Source organism: Nocardioides gansuensis (genome assembly GCF_003076135.1).
GTDB lineage: Bacteria > Actinomycetota > Actinomycetes > Propionibacteriales > Nocardioidaceae > Nocardioides > Nocardioides gansuensis.
Genome location: NZ_QDGZ01000001.1, coordinates 660,747 through 678,017 on the forward strand (window position 1 = coordinate 660,747; position 17,271 = coordinate 678,017).

Genomic DNA, 17,271 nt, shown 5'->3' on the forward strand with positions numbered 1-17,271 from the left:
CAAACTCGACTCTGTGAAGGAACCTCACGAGTTATGCCGAAGCTGATTGCATTCAACGAGGAGGCCCGCCGCGGCCTCGAGCGTGGCATGAACACGCTCGCCGACGCGGTCAAGGTGACCCTCGGTCCCAAGGGCCGCAACGTCGTCCTGGAGAAGAAGTGGGGCGCCCCCACCATCACCAACGACGGTGTGTCGATCGCCAAGGAGATCGAGCTCGAGGACCCCTACGAGAAGATCGGCGCCGAGCTGGTCAAGGAGGTCGCGAAGAAGACCGACGACGTCGCCGGTGACGGCACGACGACGGCCACCGTCCTGGCCCAGGCCATGGTCCGCGAGGGCCTGCGCAACGTGGCCGCCGGCGCCAACCCGATGGGTCTCAAGCGCGGCATCGAGGCCGCCGTCGCCGCCGTGTCCGAGCAGCTGCTCAGCATGGCCAAGGACGTCGAGACCAAGGAGCAGATCGCCTCGACCGCGAGCATCTCCGCCGCTGACACCACCGTCGGTGAGATCATCGCCGAGGCGATGGACAAGGTCGGCAAGGAAGGCGTCATCACCGTCGAGGAGTCCAACACCTTCGGGCTGGACCTCGAGCTGACCGAGGGCATGCGGTTCGACAAGGGCTACATCTCGGCCTACTTCGCCACCGACCTCGAGCGCATGGAGGCGGTCCTGGAGGACCCCTACATCCTCATCGCCAACTCCAAGGTGTCGACGGTCAAGGACCTGCTCCCGCTGCTGGAGAAGGTCATGCAGTCCGGCAAGCCGCTGGTCATCATCGCCGAGGACGTCGACGGCGAGGCGCTGTCGACCCTGGTGGTCAACAAGATCAAGGGCACCTTCAAGTCCGTCGCCGTCAAGGCCCCGGGCTTCGGTGACCGCCGCAAGGCCATGCTGCAGGACATCGCGATCCTCACCGGGGGCCAGGTCATCTCCGAGGAGGTCGGCCTCAAGCTCGAGTCGGCCGGCATCGAGCTGCTCGGCCAGGCCCGCAAGGTCGTCATCACCAAGGACGAGACCACGATCGTCGAGGGCGCGGGCGACCAGGGCCAGATCGAGGGCCGGGTCAACCAGATCCGTGCCGAGATCGAGAAGTCGGACTCCGACTACGACCGCGAGAAGCTCCAGGAGCGCCTCGCCAAGCTGGCCGGCGGCGTGGCTGTCATCAAGGTCGGCGCGGCCACCGAGGTCGAGCTCAAGGAGCGCAAGCACCGCATCGAGGACGCCGTCCGCAACGCGAAGGCTGCCGTCGAGGAGGGCATCGTCGCCGGTGGTGGCGTCGCGCTCGTCCAGGCCGGCAACCAGGCCTTCGCCAAGCTCGAGCTCGAGGGTGACGAGGCCACCGGTGCCAACATCGTGCGCGTCGCGATCGAGGCCCCGCTCAAGCAGATCGCGATCAACGCCGGTCTCGAGGGTGGCGTCATCTCCGAGAAGGTGCGCAACCTGGAGCCCGGTCACGGCCTCAACGCGGCCACCGGCGAGTACGTCGACATGATCGCCGAGGGCATCATCGACCCCGCCAAGGTGACCCGTTCCGCGCTGCAGAACGCCGCTTCCATCGCGGCGCTGTTCCTGACCACCGAGGCCGTCGTGGCCGACAAGCCGGAGAAGGCCGCCCCGATGGGCGACCCGACCGGTGGCATGGGTGGCATGGACTTCTGATCGCACATCTCCACCCGACAGGGCCTCGGTCTTCGGACCGGGGCCCTGTCTCCGTTCACACGCCGGAACCGACAACCGATCACCGTGGTTGAACACTGCCACGTGCTGGCAGCAACCAACCCTGATGATGTGCAGACGCGCCGACTCGGCGCCGGGGTCGTGTGCAGATGCGCCGACTCGCCGCCGGGTGCGTGTGCAGATGCGCCGACTCGGTGAGCTGGGTACCGGAACCGCGGACGGTTCCCACCCGTCTCACCGGTGTGCGGCACTCCTGCGCCACCCCAGACCTCCGGAGGATCCTGATGACCGACGAGACGACCTCGGCCCGACGCCGTACGACGTGGGCGTGGCTGGCTGCGGCGGTGCTCGTGGCGACGGCGGCCTGCGGCGGCGAGGCCGCGGACGAGCCGGCCGACGCGGGCAGCCCGACGGCCGAGGCACCCAGCGAGCCGACCACCACCGAGCTCTCGATGCCGTCATCCGAGACCGGCCGGTGCATGCCGCCCAACGTGGCCAACCTGCAGGCTCAGGAGGTCGCCTTCGAGGGCACCGTCATCGCGCTCGAGGGCGAGCAGGCCACCCTGGAGGTGGCCGAGTGGTTCAAGGGTGACGAGACCGACCAGGTGGCCGTGACCTCGCCCGGCGGCGGTCTCGCAGACCTCGAGCTCGGCGTCGACTTCGAGCTGGGCGCGACGTACCTCGTCAGCGCGTCGGGCGGCCAGGTCACCGTCTGCGGCCTCAGCGCCGAGAAGGACGACCGGCTCGAGGAGCTCTACGAGCAGGCGTACGGCCACTAGACCACCGAGACGAGGTCGTCCTCGCGCACGCCGTTGACGCCGGGCGGGAGGCGCCGCTCCACATGGCCGACCGCCATCAGGCCCACGCCGAGCGACCCGAGGACGAGCAGCGCGATGTAGGCGTAGCCGGCGTCGTGGTCGATCAGCCAGCCCGCCACCACCGGGGCGATGATCGCGGCCAGCTGGAACGAGCCGGACGACAGCGCGTTGTAGCGGCCGCGGAGGTGGTCGGGCGCCAGGTCGTTGACCAGCGCCGGCAGGGTCGGCTGCATCAGGCTCTCGCCGAAGGCGAACACCGAGGCACAGGCGGCGACCAGCAGGGTCGCGCCGAGGGTGCCCGGCGCCAGGCCGGAGGCACCCAGCAGCAGCCAGGAGCACGCCCAGGCCAAGCCCATCACCACGATGACGCGGGTGCGGCGGTGGCCCTCGATGCGCTGGAGCACCAGCAGCTGGAGCACGACGATGACCGCGGTGTTGGCCGCGAACGCGAAGCCGAGGCCGCGGGTGGAGACCTCGCCGAGGGCGCGGGCGAAGGCCGGCATGCCGATGTTGAGCTGGGCGTAGCCGACGAAGCTGACCAGGAACCCCAGCGCCACCACGGGCGCGACCGCAGGCCGGCGGAGGACGGCGAGGTAGGAGACCTTCTCCTGCGCGGTCTCGGCGTCGTGCACCGGTCGCCCGGCCACGTGCCGCAGGGGGAGCAGCAGGATGGTGAGCGCGGGCACGAAGCTGAGGGCGTCGACGAGGTAGAGCGCCTGGAAGGTCACCAGCCGGTCGACGTCGGCCAGCAGGCCGCCGAGGATGCCGCCGAGGCCGATGCCGAGGTTGAGCAGGGCGAAGTTGAGCCCGAAGTAGCGCTGGCGCAGGCGCTGGGGGATCACCGCGGCGACCAGGCTCTGCCACGCGGGCCAGGAGAGACCGTGCGCCACGCCGCCCAGCACGAGTCCCAGGCCAGCGAGCCACAGGGTGTCGGCGAGCACGAGCACCAGGTCGCCCACGATGAGCAGTACCAGGCAGCCCATCAGGTTGACCCGGGCCCCGAACCGGTCGATCGCGTGGCCGCCCGGACCGGTCGCCAGGAACCCCGCGAGCGGAGGGAGCGCCAGCAGCACACCCACCGAGCTCAGCGGGAAGTCGCGCACCTCGTGGAGGTAGACCACGTGGAAGGGCAGCACCAGGCCGGTGCCGATGAACTCGAAGACGACGACGGACAGCAGGAACCTGCCCTCACGGGGCAGGTCGTGCCAGAAGGACGCGAGGGTGGGGCGCGGAGATGACATCGCGGGGAAGTGTGTCAACGCGGACCGACAGCGCGCATCCGGATATCGGATGAGGTCCCACCCGAGGCTCACCACGCCGGTGGCAGTCGGCGAGGGGCCGCGGCTCGGTGGCTCGGGCTGACGGTCCTGCAGCACAATCCTCGCAACCCACGCCCGAAGGTGGCTCCATGCTGACTGTCGTCATCCTCATCGCCGTCGCCCACGTGCAGACGCCGGCCGCTCCCACGGTGCAGTGTTGACCGTCCAAGGCCTGCTCCTCGCCGCCGGCGCCGGCCGGCGGATGGGCACGCCCAAGGCGCTGTTGCACGACGACGACGGCACGCCGTGGCTGCACCTCGGCTGGCGGGCCCTCGCCGACGGCGGGTGCGACAGCGTGACCGTCGTGCTCGGCGCGGCTGCGGAGGAGGCCCGGCGGCTGGTGCCGCCCGGGGTCGCCGTCGTCGAGGCCATGGACTGGGACGCCGGCATGTCGGCGTCGCTGCGCGCCGGGCTCGGGTCGCTGCCCGACGACGTGGACGCCGCGGTCGTCACGCTTGTGGACCTGCCCGACGTCGGCGCTGCCGTGGTGGCGCGCGTGCTCGCCACGGCCAGCGGCTCCACGGCGCTGGCGCGCGCGTCGTACGACGGGACGCCGGGCCATCCTGTGGTGATCGGCCGTGACCACTGGCCGGCCGTCCTCGACGTCGCGCGCGGGGACCGGGGCGCGCGCGACTACCTCGCCACCGCTGACGTCGCGCTCGTGGAGTGCGGCGACCTGGCGACAGGGCGGGACGTCGACTCGCGCTGAGCCGACCAACGAGGGACCAACGTGCCCCGGAATATGCTCCGGAGCATGGACGTGTCCGGGCTCGCGGAGCGACTCGCCGCCACGGGCTACCTCGCCGACGACGCGCTCGGGACGGTGGCCTGGCTCGCCCTGGACATGCAGCGCCCGCTGCTCCTCGAGGGCGAGCCGGGGACCGGCAAGACCGCTCTCGCGGAGGCGCTGGCCGAGGCGCTCGGCCAGCCGCTGATCCGGCTCCAGTGCTACGAGGGCATCGACGCGAGCCAGGCCCTCTTCGACTGGGACTTCCCCCGGCAGGTGCTCCACCTGCGCGCCCTGGAGGCCACCGGCGGGACCGCGCTCGACGCGGACGAGGCCGAGAAGAGCCTGTACGACGAGCGGTTCCTGCTCGCGCGGCCCGTGCTCCGCGCGCTCAAGGAAGCTCCGGCGGTGCTGCTGGTCGACGAGGTGGACCGGGCGGACGACGAGTTCGAGGCGTTCCTGCTCGAGGTCCTCTCGACCTGGCAGGTGTCGGTGCCCGAGCTCGGCACGGTGACCGCCAGCGTGCCGCCCCTGGTGGTGCTGACCTCCAACCGCACCCGCGAGCTGCACGACGCTCTCAAGCGGCGCTGCCTCTACCACTGGATCGACCATCCCGGCCTGGAGCGCGAGGTCGCGATCCTGCGGTCCCGGGCCCCCGAGGTGCCCGCGGAGCTGGCCCGGCAGGTGGCCGGCGTCGTGCAGCAGCTGCGCACGGGCGGCTCCGACGACCTGACCCTGCTCAAGCCGCCCGGGGTGGCCGAGACCCTCGACTGGGCGCGCGCCCTGCACCGGCTGGGCGCCACCGAGCTCGACCTGGAGGGCGCGGCGGCGACGCTCGGGGCGCTGGTGAAGTATCGCGAGGACGGCGACCGGGTGCGCACCGCCCTGGAGAGGATGCTGGCGCGATGACGGCTGTCGGCGCACCGGTGGCCGGCGGGTCGAGCGCAGTCGAGACCACCGCGGAGGAGCTGCTCCTCGGCTTCGCGAGCGCCCTCCGGCACGCCGGGGTGCAGGTCACGTCCGACCGCGCCACCACCTTCGTGGACGCGGTGTCGCGCCTGGGCATCGCGGACCCGGCCTCGGTGTGGCGCGCCGGGCGCGCGACCCTGTGTGCCGGGCCCGACGACCTGGACCGGTACGAGGCGGTCTTCGACGCCTGGTGGCGACAGACCGGCCGCGACGAGCAGCCGGCGCAGACAAGGCAGCGGGCCTCGACGGTCGCCCTCGACGCCGACGGCGACGCGGGGGCCGGTGACATCGACGACGTGCTCCGAGTGGCTGCGTCCGCCGCGGAGGTGCTTCGGCATCGCGACGTCGCCGGGCTCGACGCGGATGACAAGGCGCTCCTCGACCGGCTCATCGGAGACCTGGAGCCACGGCTGCCTCAGCGCCGCGCCCGGCGCCGTACGCCCTCGGCACGCGGCGACATCGACGCCCGCCGCACGCTGCGCGCCACCCTGCGCCAGCACGGCGAGCCCGCCCGGGTCGCCCGGCGGCGACGCGCGATGCGGCCGCGGCGCGTGGTGCTGCTGGTCGACGTCTCGGGGTCGATGGCGCCCTACACCGAGGCGCTGCTGCGGCTGGCGCACCGCTGGGTGCAGGTGGGGTCGGGACACGTCGAGGTCTTCACGATCGGCACGCGCCTCACCCGGGTCACTCCCGCACTCGCCCACCGCGACCCCACCCGCGCGCTCGCGATCGCCGGGCACACGGTGCCCGACTGGAGCGGCGGCACCAGGCTGGGCGAGACCCTGCGGGCCTTCTGCGACCGGTGGGGACAGCGTGGCATCGCCCGGGGCGCGGTCGTGGTGGTCTTCAGCGACGGCTGGGAGCGCGGCGACTGCGCGCTGCTCGGCGAGCAGGTCGCCCGGCTCGGCCGGCTGGCGCGGAGGGTGGTGTGGGCCAACCCGCATCGTGGTCGCGCTGGCTACGAGCCGGTGCAGCAGGGGGTCGTGGCGGTGCTGCCGCACGTGGACGACTTCGTCGCCGGGCACTCGCTGGCGAGCTGGACCGAGGTCGGAAGGGTGGTGTCGCGTGCGTGAGGTGCTGCCCGACCTGCTGCCGTGGTGGGAGGCCGGGAAGACGATCGGCGTCGGCACGGTCGTCGCGACCTTTCGCTCGGCACCGCGCCCCCCGGGCGCGTCGATGCTGGTCGGCCCGGGCGGCGAGGCCGTCGGCTCGGTCTCGGGCGGGTGCGTCGAGGGCGCGGTCTACGAGCTCGCGCTGTCGGTCGTCGAGTCCGGAGTCCCCGTCCTGGAGCGGTACGGCGTCTCCGACGAGGACGCGTTCGCCGTCGGCCTGACCTGCGGCGGGGTCCTCGACGTGTGGGTCGAGAAGGTGGACCGCGAGACCTTCCCCGAGCTGGGGGAGGTGGCCGCCGACATCGCTGCCGGCCGCCCCGTCGCGGTCGCGACCGTCATCGAGCATCCCGACCCGCAGCGCAGGGGGCGCCGGATGGTGGTGCGACCGGACGGCGACGGGGTCACCGTGGGTGGCTCGTTGGGCTCTTCGCGGGCCGACGACGCGGTGCGCGACGACGCCCTCGGCATGCTCGCCGCCGGGCACCACGGGACGCTCGCCTACGGACCTGACGGGGAGCGGCGCGGTGAGGGGATGCAGGTCTTCGTCTGGGCCTTCGGGCCGCCGCCCCGGCTCCTGGTCTTCGGCGCCATCGACTTCGCCGCCGCGGTCGCGCGGGTCGGCGCCTTCCTGGGCTACCGCGTGACGGTGTGCGACGCCAGGCCCGTCTTCGCCACCACCTCCCGGTTCACCGACGCCGACGAGGTCGTGGTCGAGTGGCCACACCGCTACCTCGCGGCCGAGGCGGAGGCCGGGCGGATCGACGAGCGCACCGCCGTCTGCGTGCTCACGCACGACCCCAAGTTCGACGTGCCGCTTCTGGAGGTGGCACTTCGACTGCCGCGGCTGGGCTACGTCGGGGCGATGGGCTCGCGGCGCACCCACGACGACCGCATGGCTCGCCTGCGCGAGGCCGGGCTGACCGACGCCGAGCTGGCTCGGCTCTCGTCGCCGATCGGGCTCGACCTGGGAGCCCGGACGCCGGAGGAGACCGCCGTCTCCATCGCTGCCGAGATGATCGCCCTGCAGTGGGGTGGCAGCGGCGTCCGGCTGGGTGCTCGCGAGGGGCGCATCCACCACTGAGGAGGGGCTACTGTGACGACAGGCACACCTCCGGAGGGCAGCATGGCCGCCGACCACGACCTGCGTCAGCGCCACCGCGCGTCGGTCCGCGCGTGGAACGCGTTCATCGAGCGTTCCGAGGGGCCCCACGACCAGGTCCGGCCCGAGATCCTGACGAGCTGGCAGCGCTCGTCTGCCGACGTGCCCGGGCTGTCGGCCGCGCCGCTGGCCGACGAGGACGACACCCGCGAGATGTGGGCGACTTCGCCCCTCCAGCTGGCGGTGGAACGGGTGGGCGAGGACCTGCGCCGCACCGCGGAGGACGGCGACCTGGTGGTGGCCGTGACCGACGAGCAGACCCGGATCCTGTGGACCTACGGCGGCCGGGTGATGCGGCGCAAGGCGGAGTCGGTGAACTTCGTGGCAGGCGGCCGCTGGGACGAGTCGAGCGTCGGGGTCAACGCCCTCAACCTCGCACTGCGCCAGGACTCCCCGGCCATGGTCTTCAGCGCCGAGCACCTCGCACCCATCGTGCACAACTGGGTGTGCTGGGCCGCGCCCGTGCACGACCCGGTGACCGGTCGCCAGCTCGGCGTCATCGACCTCTCCACCACGTGGGATCGGACCCACCCGATCGGCCTTGCGACCGCCCGGATGATGGCGCGCCTGATCGAGACGGCGCTGCCGGCCCAGCCCGGCCGTCCCAGCGCCGACGATCGCGACGCCGCCGCCGAGGGGCTCCTGCTGCGGGTGCTCGGCTCCGCGGAGGCGGTGCTCGACGGCCAGCGGCTGCTGCTCACCCGGCGCCAGACCGAGATCCTCGCGCTCCTCGCGCTCTCGCCCTCGGGCCTGTCGCTGGAGACGCTGCACGCCCACCTCTACGGCGACGAGCCGGTGACCGTCTCGACCCTCAAGGCCGAGGTGTCCCACCTCCGGGCCGCGCTCGGCGGCCGCCTCGCCTCCCGTCCCTACCGCCTCGAGATGCCTGTGCGCACCGACGTCGACGCGGTGCTCGGGCGGCTGCGCGCGGGCGACCTGCGCGGCGCCGTGGCGGCGTACGGCGGCGACCTGCTGCCCGGGACCAACAGCCCGCGCCTCACCGAGGTCGCCGACTACGTCGCGGTGGCGGTGCGCGAGGCCGTGCTGGCGGATCCGCAGCCGGACGTCGTGGCCCGCTACAGCGACCTGGTGCCCTCGGACGTCGAGGTCGTCGAGGTCTGTCTTGCCCGGCTGGGCGACGTGGCACATCCCCTGCGCCCGCTGCTGCGCGGCCGGCTCGCGGCAGCCCGGCGCTGACCCTGAACCGACCGCTGCTGAGGGCGGCCGGTGGGCCAACCGTTCGCCAACCACGGGCTCCTAGCGTGACCTGTGTCCGAGGTCACACGACAGCTCCAGGGAGCCCAGATGACGCGAATCACGATGACCGTCGACGGAGCGCAGGTCTCCGACGACGTCGAACCCCGCATGCTGCTGGTGCAGTACCTGCGCGAGAAGCTCGGCAAGACCGGCACCGTGATCGGCTGTGACACCAGCAACTGCGGTGCCTGCACCGTGCACCTCGACGGGCGCTCGGTGAAGTCGTGCAACGTGCTCGCCGTCCAGGCCGACGGCGCCGAGGTCACGACCATCGAGGGCCTGGCCACCGACGGGCAGCTGCACCCGGTCCAGGAGGCGTTCCGCGAGTGCCACGGGCTGCAGTGCGGGTTCTGTACCCCCGGCATGATCATGCAGAGCATCGACCTGCTCAACGAGAACCCCCACCCCACCGAGGAGGAGATCAGGCTCGGGCTCGAGGGCAACCTCTGCCGGTGCACTGGCTACCACAACATCGTCAAGGCCGTTCAGTACGCGGCCCGAGAGGGCGCATCGTCATGACCGCCGTGCAGGACGCCCCCACCCAGGAGATCGGCCGCGACCGCCGGCGCAAGGAGGACCAGCGCCTCATCACCGGTCGCACCCGCTGGACCGACAACATCACGTTGCCCGGGATGCTCCACCTCGCGATGGTGCGCAGCCCGTTCGCGCACGCCCGGATCGTCTCGATCGACACCGAGGCCGCGAAGGCGGCGACCAACGTGGTCACCGTGGTCACCGGCGCCGACGTCGCCGACGAGCAGGGCGCCCTGCCCAACGCCTGGCCGATCACCGCCGACCAGGTCGCGCCCAGTCACCCGCCGATCGCCGTCGACCGGGTCGCCTTCGCCGGTGAGATCGTGGCGGTGGTCGTGGCCCGCAGCGCCGCCGATGCCCGCGACGCCGCCGAGCTGGTCGACGTCGAGTACGACGAGCTGCCGGCCGTTCTCGACCTCAAGTCGGCAGCCGACGACGAGACTCTCGCCCACCCCGACCTCGGCACCAACAAGTCGGCGTACTGGGTCTTCGACTCCGGTGAGGCCGGCACCGGCGGCAACGCGGACAAGGCGATCGAGCAGGCGCGCGCCGACGGCATCGTGATCGAACGGGAGTACCGCCAGCAGCGGCTGATCCCGGCGTTCATGGAGCCGCGCAGCGTGGTCGTCGATCCGACCGGCGAGCAGATCACCATGTGGAGCGCGACCCAGATCCCCCACGTCCTGCGCTTCCTCCTGGCCGCCGTGCTCGGCATCCCGGAGTCCAAGCTCCGGGTCGTGGCTCCCGACGTCGGCGGCGGGTTCGGCGGCAAGCTCCAGACCACCCCCGAGGAGTTCATCGCGATGGTGCTCGCCCGGAGGCTCGGGAAGCCGGTGAAGTACACGGAGACACGCTCGGAGTCCCTGGTGTCGGCTCACCACGGCCGAGACCAGTGGCAGAAGCTGACTCTGAGCGCCGAGAAGGACGGGACCGTGACCGCGCTCAAGGTCGAGCTGCTCGCCGACATGGGCGCGTACCTCTCGTTGCTGGGCGGCGGCATCCCGATCCTGGGCGCGTTCATGTACAACGCGATCTACAAGTTCCCCGCCTACCACTTCGCCTGCCAGACGGTGCTGACGAACAAGACCTGGACCGACGCCTACCGTGGCGCTGGACGCCCCGAGGCGACGTTCGCGATCGAGCGGATCATGGACGAGCTCGCCGCCGAGCTCGGCGTGGACCCGCTCGAGGTCCGCGAGAAGAACTGGATCAGGCACGAGGAATTCCCGTTCACGACCGTGGCAGGGCTCGAGTACGACTCCGGCAACTACGAGGCCGCCACCGAGCGTGCCAAGGAGATGTTCGGCTACGACGAGCTGCGGGCCGAGCAGAGGCGGCGGCGCGAGAGCGGCGACCCGGTCCAGCTCGGCATCGGCATCTCGACGTTCACCGAGATGTGCGGCTGGGCGCCGTCCAAGCTGGTCGGTCAGCTGTCCTACGGCGCGGGCGGCTGGGACCACGCCACCGTCCGGATGACTGGCACCGGCAAGGTCGAGGTCCTCACCGGGGTCTCCCCGCACGGCCAGGGCCACGAGACGGCCTTCAGCCAGATCGTGGCCGATCGGCTCGGCGTTCCGTTCGACGACGTCGAGGTGCTCCACGGAGACACCCAGGTCTCCGCGAGGGGCTACGACACCTACGGGTCACGCTCCCTCGTCGTCGGCGGCGAGGCAGTTGTCCGCGCCGCCGACAAGGTGGTCGAGAAGGCCAAGCCGATCGCGGCCCACCTGCTCGAGGCGTCGCCCGATGACCTGGAGTTCTCCGGCGGCCGGTTCACGGTCCGGGGCACCGACCAGGGCATCGGGATCGCCGAGCTCGCGACCGCCGTGTTCGCTGCACACAACCTTCCCGCCGGCGTGGAGGCCACGCTCGACTCGGACGCGACGTTCGACCCGGACGCCCTCAGCTTCCCGCACGGCACCCATCTGTGCGCGATGGAGGTCGACACCGAGACCGGCAGCCTGACGATGCGCAAGTACGTCTGCTGCGACGACATCGGCAACATCATCAACCCGCTGATCGTCGCGGGGCAGGTGCACGGCGGGCTGGTGCAGGGCATCGCGCAGGCGCTCTGGGAGGAGGCGGTGTACGACGAGAGCGGCACCCTCGTCTCCGGCTCCTTCGTGGACTACCTGCTGCCCACCGCGGCCGACACGATCAGCTTCGAGATCGACCACACCACGTCGCCCTCGACGACCAACACGCTCGGCACCAAGGGTGTCGGCGAGGCCGGGACGATCGCCTCCACCCCAGCGGTGGTCAACGCGATCGTGGACGCGGTCCGGCACCTCGGCGTCAACGACATCCAGATGCCGTGCACGCCGGAGCGGGTGTGGAAGGCGATCCGGTCCGGCGGGAAGGGCGGCGCGACCGAAGGCGCGGCGATGCCGCACTTCGATCCGTCCGAACCCGGCTCGGACAGCACGGAAGGAGCGCGCGAATGATCCCCGCACGGTTCGACTATGTCGCCCCCGCCACGGTCGAGGAGGCGCTCGCCGCCTTGGCCGAGCACGGGGACGACGCCAAGCTGATCGCCGGCGGCCAGAGCCTGCTGCCGGTGCTGCGGATGCGGCTCAACGCCCCCGAGATGGTCGTCGACCTGGGCCGCATCGAGTCGCTGCGGGGCGTGAGCGACGACGGCGACGCGATCCTCGTGGGCGCGATGACGACGCACGCCGAGGTCGGTGTGGACCCGCTCGTGGCGGAGCACGCCGCGCTGGTGGCGAAGGCGATCACGCACCTGGCCGACGCGCAGGTGCGCCATCGCGGCACCTTCGGAGGCGCCCTCGCCCACGCCGACCCCGCGGGCGACCTCGGGGCACCGGTGCTCGCCCTCGGCGGCGAGTTCCTCGTCGCCGGTCCCGGTGGCACCCGCACCGTGGCGGCCGACGACTTCTTCGTCGACTACTTCACCACTGCCGTCGGCGAGGACGAGATCCTCACCGGGGTGCGGCTGCCCAAGCACACCGGCTGGGGCGCCCACTACGAGAAGTTCGTGCGGATCGCCCACCAGTGGCCGATCGTCGCCGTGGCCGCCGCGGTCCGGCTCGACGGCGACACCATCGCCGAGGCCCGGGTGGGCCTGACCAACATGGGCTCCACGCCGCTGCGGGCCCGGGCCGTCGAGGAGGCGCTCGCCGGCCAGCCGGCCACCGAGGACGCCGTACGCCGCGCTGCCGAGCTCGCTGTGGAGGGGACCAACCCGCCGAGCGACCTCAACGGCGACGCCGACTACCGCCGGCACCTGGCCAAGGTGCTGACCCGCCGGGCCGTGCTCACCGCCGCAGGGGTGTGAGGCCGTCGTGGAGCTGACGCACGAGTTCACTGTCCCCGCCTCGAAGGAGGAGACCTGGGCGGCGCTCAACGACATCGAGTCGGTCGCCGGCTGCTTCCCCGGTGCAACCGTCACGGCAGTGGAGGGGGACGCCTTCGAGGGCTCCTGCAAGGTGAAGCTCGGGCCGATCGCGCTCGTCTACACCGGCTCCGGCACCTTCGTCGACAAGGACGAGGCCGCCGGGACGATGCGGATCGAGGCCAAGGGCAAGGACAAGCGCGGCAACGGCACGGCCGGTGCCGACGTGGTGGCCACGGTGACGGGGTCGGGCACGGAGACCACGGTGCGGGTGGTCACCGACCTCGCCATCACCGGCAAGCCTGCCCAGTTCGGTCGCGGCGTGATGCAGGACGTGAGCGACAAGCTGCTCGCCCAGTTCGTCGAGTGCCTCAAGGGCAAGGTCGGCGCCGAGCCGGCCCCGGCGGCAGCCGCGGAGCCGGCGGCGGCGGCCGCGGGGGAGCCGCCGCCGCCTCCCTCTCCCCAGCCGGCGATGGTCCCGCCACCACCTGCCTCGGACGACGCCCTCGATCTGGGGGCGACGGTGCTGCCGGTACTGCTGCGCAGCTATGGCCCGAAGATCGCCGTCGGGCTCGCGGTCCTGGTCGTCCTCCGGCTGCTGCTGCGGGTGCTCGGCAGGCGCTAGAAGACGCCGCGCGGGCGGAACTGCACCGACAGCCGCGGCCCGGCCGCGGCGACCTTGGGCACGGCGTGCTCCCAGGTGCGCTGGCACGAGCCGCCCATCACCACGAGGTCACCGTGGCCCATGGTCACCGCGATGGAGTGGCCGCCCCCGCGCGGCCGCAGGCAGAGTCGACGGGGATCGCCCACCGACACGATGGCCACCATGGTGTCGTGGGTCGACCCCCGACCGAAGGTGTCGCCGTGCCAGGCGACCGAGTCGCGGCCGTCGCGGTAGTAGCAGCAGCCTGCGGTGACGAACGGCTCGCCGAGCTCGGGGAGGTAGTGGCGGGTGAGCTCGTCGCGCGCCCGGGTCAGCACCGGGTGGGGGAGCGGCTCGCCCTCGCCGTAGGTGTGCACCAGCCGCGGCACGTCGACCACCCGGTCGTACATCTGCCGGCGCTCGGCCCGCCACGGCACCTCGGCCACGAGGATGTCGAACACGTCGTCCGGCCGCGGGAGCCAGGCGCGCTGCACGTCCACCCACGCGCCGCGGGTGAGCGGCGTGCGCTCGGGCGTGGGCGGGAGGACGTCAACCGGTGCCATCTCGGCGAAGAGCGTCGACTGGAAGTCCATCACGCCACGATAGCGCGGTTCGAACGTGTGTTCTAGGGCTCGCGCCAACCGAAGGGGTCGGCGTCATCCGCGAGGATGACTTCGACGCAATCCGTGCGCAAGACGGCTGGACCGGTCCTACTCTCGAGATCGTGGAACGTCAGGACGTGGTTGCGCCGCTGCGCGAGCTGAAGCACGTCCAGGTGCGCGAACATGTCAGGCAGCTGGTCATGAACGCGGCCCCGGGTTCGCCGGCGCCGTCGGAGCGCGTGCTCGTCGCGCAGTTCGGCGTGGCCCGGATGACGGTGCGACAGGCGCTGGACGCGCTCGTCGTCGAGGGGCTGCTCGAGCGCATCCCCGGTCGCGGGACCTTCGTCGCACAGCCGCGCTCGGTCGCCGGTCGGATCACCTCGTTCACCGAGGACATGCGCCGCCGCGGGCTTCTGCCCGAGTCGCAGACGCTGACCGCCCGCCGCGAGCAGGCGGGGACGGGTGTCGCACGCGCCCTCGACATCTCCCCGGGAGACTGCGTCATCCACTGGCGGCGCCTGCGCCGGGCCGACCTGCAGGTGATGTGCCTCGAGGACGCCTACCTCAACGAAGTGCTGCTCCCCGGCTTCCTGGAGAGCGGCATGCCCACCAGCCTGTACGACGCGCTGGCGGCGCGCGGCCTCCGGCCCACCTGGGCCGAGGACGCCGTGAGCGCCGACCATGCGACGCAGGAGGAGGCCGACCATCTCGAGCTGCGCCCGGGAGACGCCGTCATGCGGGTCGCTCGCCGAGCCGTGTGCCGGGACAAGGTCGTCGAGGTCTCCCGCTCGGTGTTCCGCGCGGACCGGTTCACCATGCACGTGCAGCTCGGGGCTGGCTGAGCCCGCTCCCGATCAGGTCGCGCGCAGCCGCCTGATCTCGGCGGCCACGTTCTGCCTGGCCCTGGCCTCCCACAGGTCGGCGGCCTCGGGCGTCTGGAAGAGCCTCGGCTTCGCCGCGAGGTCCTCGAGCACGGCCGCCCGGCCGGCCCGGAAGTCGAGGTCGGGGACATGGGCGTACTCGCGGCGCACGTCCGCGGCGTACTCCTCGTAGCGCGACTCCGCGGCGCCGAGGATCGCCAGGTCGGCGTCGCTGAGCACGCAGCCGTTCGGGTCGTGGTCGTCGGGGCGGTGGTGCTCCGTCATCCGCACCAGCCGCGCGACCTCGGCGGCCGGCGGGTCCGGCAGGACGGTCGCCGCCCACGCGGCCGAGCGCTCCTCGGCACCCGGCTCCCCGTCGTACACCGCGTCGTGGAACCACGCGGCCAGCACCACGGGCACCCGGTCGAAGCGCACGCCCGCCGCGTCGAGCTCGTCGATCCGGTCGAGCACCTCGGCCAGGTGGCGGAGGTCGTGGTAGCCCGGCCGGTCCCAGGCGGCGAGGAGCTCGTCGCGTACGTCGTGGAGCTGGGCGAGGGGCCAGCGAGCGGCGAGGTCAGACGGGGAGGTCATCGCTGTCGATGATCCGGTAGGCGTAGCCCTGCTCCGCCAGGAACCGCTGGCGGTTCTGGGCGAAGTCGGCGTCGACGGTGTCGCGGGCGACCACGGTGTAGAAGTGCGCCGTACGGCCCTCGGTCTTGGGACGGAGCAGCCGGCCGAGCCGCTGGGCCTCCTCCTGGCGCGAGCCGAAGGACCCGCTGACCTGGATCGCGACCTCGGCCGACGGCAGGTCGATCGAGAAGTTGGCGACCTTGGAGACGACCAGCAGGGAGACCTCGCCGGAGCGGAAGGCGTCGAAGAGCCGCTGCCGCTCCTTGACGGGCGTCTCGCCCTTGATCACCGGGGCGTCGAGCAGCTCGGCGAGCTCGTCGAGCTGGTCGATGTACTGGCCGATCACCAGGGTGGGCTGGCTGGAGTGCTGGGCCACGAGCCGGCGGACGACGTCGATCTTGTGGTGCGTGCAGGCGGCGAGCCGGTAGCGCTCCTCGGGCTCCGCCGTGGCGTAGGCGATCCGCTCGCCCTCGGGCAGCGAGACCCGCACCTCGACGCAGTCGGCGGGCGCGATCCAGCCCTGCGCCTCGATGTCCTTCCACGGGGCGTCGTAGCGCTTGGGCCCGATCAATGAGAAGACCTCGCCCTCGCGGCCGTCCTCGCGCACCAGCGTCGCCGTGAGCCCGAGCCGGCGACGGGCCTGCAGGTCGGCCGTCATCCGGAAGATCGGCGCGGGCAGCAGGTGCACCTCGTCGTAGACGATCAGGCCCCAGTCGCGGGCGTCGAGCAGCTCGAGGTGGGAGTAGACGCCCTTCCGCCGCGTGGTCATCACCTGGTAGGTCGCGATGGTCACCGGCCGGATCTCCTTGACCGAGCCGCTGTACTCCCCGATCTCCTCGGGCGTCAGCGACGTGCGCCTCACCAGCTCGTCCTTCCACTGGCGCGCGCTCACGGTGTTGGTCACCAGGATCAGCGTGGTGGCCGCGGCGTGGGCCATCGCCGCGGCCCCGACGATGGTCTTGCCTGCCCCGCAGGGGAGTACGACGACGCCGGAGCCGCCGTGCCAGAACGACTCGGCCGCCTCCGACTGGTAGGGACGCAGCGACCAGCCGTCCTCGGCCAGCGCGATCGGGTGGGCCTCGCCGTCGACGTAGCCGGCGAAGTCCTCGGCCGGCCAGCCCAGCTTGAGCAGCGCCTGCTTGAGGTTGCCCCGCTCGCTGGCGTGCACCACGACGGTGTCGTCGTCGAGGCGGTCGCCGATCATGCCCTGCACGCGCTTGGCGCGCAGCACCTCCTCGAGCACGGGGCGGTCGCTTGAGACGAGCACCAGCCCGTGCACCGGGTGCTTCTCCAGGCGGAGCCGGCCGTAGCGGCCCATCGTCTCGGCGACGTCGACGAGCAGCGCGTGCGGCACGGCGTAGCGTGACCAGGTCAGGAGCGCGTCGACGACCTGCTCGGCGTCGTGGCCCGCGGCCCGGGCATTCCACAGGCCGAGCGGGGTGAGGCGGTAGGTGTGCACGTGCTCGGGCGAGCGCTCGAGCTCGGCGAAGGGTGCGATCGCCTTCCGGCAGTCGGCCGCGGCGGGGTGGTCCACCTCGAGCAGCAGGGTCTTGTCTGACTGCACGATCAGCGGCCCGTCGTTCACAACGGTCAAGACTACGGAGTGGCTGGC

Annotated in this window: 16 protein-coding genes; 12 read left to right on the forward strand and 4 right to left on the reverse strand. The window is 72.2% G+C overall.

Features of this window, described 5'->3' with window-relative positions:
• The first annotated feature begins 33 nt into the window (after positions 1–33).
• Both groL and DDE18_RS03145 read left to right on the forward strand, forming a co-directional pair.
• A complete protein-coding gene (gene groL / locus DDE18_RS03140) occupies positions 34–1,659 on the forward strand; it encodes a chaperonin GroEL (protein ID WP_116570742.1) in 1,626 nt (541 codons plus the stop codon).
• A 302-nt stretch (positions 1,660–1,961) separates the two neighbouring features.
• Positions 1,962–2,456 (forward strand): hypothetical protein, encoded by a 495-nt coding sequence (locus DDE18_RS03145; RefSeq protein WP_116570743.1) that lies wholly within the window; start codon positions 1,962–1,964, stop codon positions 2,454–2,456.
• Here DDE18_RS03145 and DDE18_RS03150 read toward each other — a convergent pair.
• Entirely contained in the window at positions 2,453–3,736 is a 1,284-nt protein-coding gene (locus DDE18_RS03150) for an MFS transporter (protein ID WP_116570744.1), read from the reverse strand. The genes DDE18_RS03145 and DDE18_RS03150 overlap by 4 nt on opposite strands.
• A gap of 235 nt (positions 3,737–3,971) precedes the next feature.
• On the opposite strand from DDE18_RS03150, the gene DDE18_RS03155 reads away from it, so the two are divergent.
• The 9 genes from DDE18_RS03155 to DDE18_RS03195 all read left to right on the forward strand — a co-directional run bounded on the left by DDE18_RS03155 (position 3,972) and on the right by DDE18_RS03195 (position 13,549).
• A complete protein-coding gene (locus tag DDE18_RS03155; RefSeq protein WP_116570745.1) occupies positions 3,972–4,523 on the forward strand; it encodes a nucleotidyltransferase family protein in 552 nt (183 codons plus the stop codon).
• 45 nt (positions 4,524–4,568) lie between these two features.
• Complete coding sequence (locus tag DDE18_RS03160) at positions 4,569–5,450, forward strand: AAA family ATPase (RefSeq protein WP_116570746.1); 882 nt, start codon at positions 4,569–4,571, stop codon at positions 5,448–5,450.
• On the forward strand, positions 5,447–6,583 hold the full coding sequence (locus DDE18_RS03165) for a vWA domain-containing protein (protein WP_116570747.1): 1,137 nt from the start codon (positions 5,447–5,449) through the stop codon (positions 6,581–6,583). The genes DDE18_RS03160 and DDE18_RS03165 overlap by 4 nt, the downstream gene beginning before the upstream one ends.
• Complete coding sequence (locus tag DDE18_RS03170) at positions 6,576–7,703, forward strand: XdhC family protein (protein ID WP_116570748.1); 1,128 nt, start codon at positions 6,576–6,578, stop codon at positions 7,701–7,703. The genes DDE18_RS03165 and DDE18_RS03170 overlap by 8 nt, the downstream gene beginning before the upstream one ends.
• A 12-nt stretch (positions 7,704–7,715) precedes the next feature.
• Positions 7,716–8,978, forward strand: coding sequence for a sigma-54-dependent transcriptional regulator family protein (locus DDE18_RS03175; protein WP_245916410.1), 1,263 nt, complete (start codon positions 7,716–7,718; stop codon positions 8,976–8,978).
• A 108-nt stretch (positions 8,979–9,086) separates the two neighbouring features.
• Positions 9,087–9,557, forward strand: coding sequence for a (2Fe-2S)-binding protein (locus DDE18_RS03180; protein ID WP_116570750.1), 471 nt, complete (start codon positions 9,087–9,089; stop codon positions 9,555–9,557).
• On the forward strand, positions 9,554–12,016 hold the full coding sequence (locus tag DDE18_RS03185; protein WP_116570751.1) for a xanthine dehydrogenase family protein molybdopterin-binding subunit: 2,463 nt from the start codon (positions 9,554–9,556) through the stop codon (positions 12,014–12,016). The genes DDE18_RS03180 and DDE18_RS03185 overlap by 4 nt, the downstream gene beginning before the upstream one ends.
• Positions 12,013–12,867, forward strand: a complete 855-nt coding sequence (locus DDE18_RS03190; protein WP_116570752.1) for an FAD binding domain-containing protein — start codon at positions 12,013–12,015, stop codon at positions 12,865–12,867. The genes DDE18_RS03185 and DDE18_RS03190 overlap by 4 nt, the downstream gene beginning before the upstream one ends.
• A 7-nt stretch (positions 12,868–12,874) precedes the next feature.
• Complete coding sequence (locus DDE18_RS03195) at positions 12,875–13,549, forward strand: SRPBCC family protein (RefSeq protein WP_116570753.1); 675 nt, start codon at positions 12,875–12,877, stop codon at positions 13,547–13,549.
• On the opposite strand, the gene DDE18_RS03200 is transcribed toward DDE18_RS03195, so the two are convergent.
• Positions 13,546–14,160 (reverse strand): alpha-ketoglutarate-dependent dioxygenase AlkB, encoded by a 615-nt coding sequence (locus tag DDE18_RS03200; protein WP_116570754.1) that lies wholly within the window; start codon positions 14,158–14,160, stop codon positions 13,546–13,548. The genes DDE18_RS03195 and DDE18_RS03200 overlap by 4 nt on opposite strands.
• A 131-nt stretch (positions 14,161–14,291) precedes the next feature.
• Between DDE18_RS03200 and DDE18_RS03205 the strand changes: the two genes are divergently transcribed.
• Positions 14,292–15,011 (forward strand): GntR family transcriptional regulator, encoded by a 720-nt coding sequence (locus DDE18_RS03205; RefSeq protein ID WP_245916411.1) that lies wholly within the window; start codon positions 14,292–14,294, stop codon positions 15,009–15,011.
• A gap of 12 nt (positions 15,012–15,023) precedes the next feature.
• On the opposite strand, the gene DDE18_RS03210 is transcribed toward DDE18_RS03205, so the two are convergent.
• Together DDE18_RS03210 and DDE18_RS03215 are read right to left on the reverse strand one after the other, a co-directional pair.
• Positions 15,024–15,620: an HD domain-containing protein gene (locus DDE18_RS03210; protein WP_116570756.1), complete on the reverse strand. Its 597-nt coding sequence runs from the start codon at positions 15,618–15,620 to the stop codon at positions 15,024–15,026.
• Positions 15,604–17,244, reverse strand: coding sequence for a DNA repair helicase XPB (locus tag DDE18_RS03215; RefSeq protein ID WP_116570757.1), 1,641 nt, complete (start codon positions 17,242–17,244; stop codon positions 15,604–15,606). Before DDE18_RS03215 ends, DDE18_RS03210 begins: the two co-directional genes overlap by 17 nt.
• Positions 17,245–17,271 lie beyond the last annotated feature (27 nt).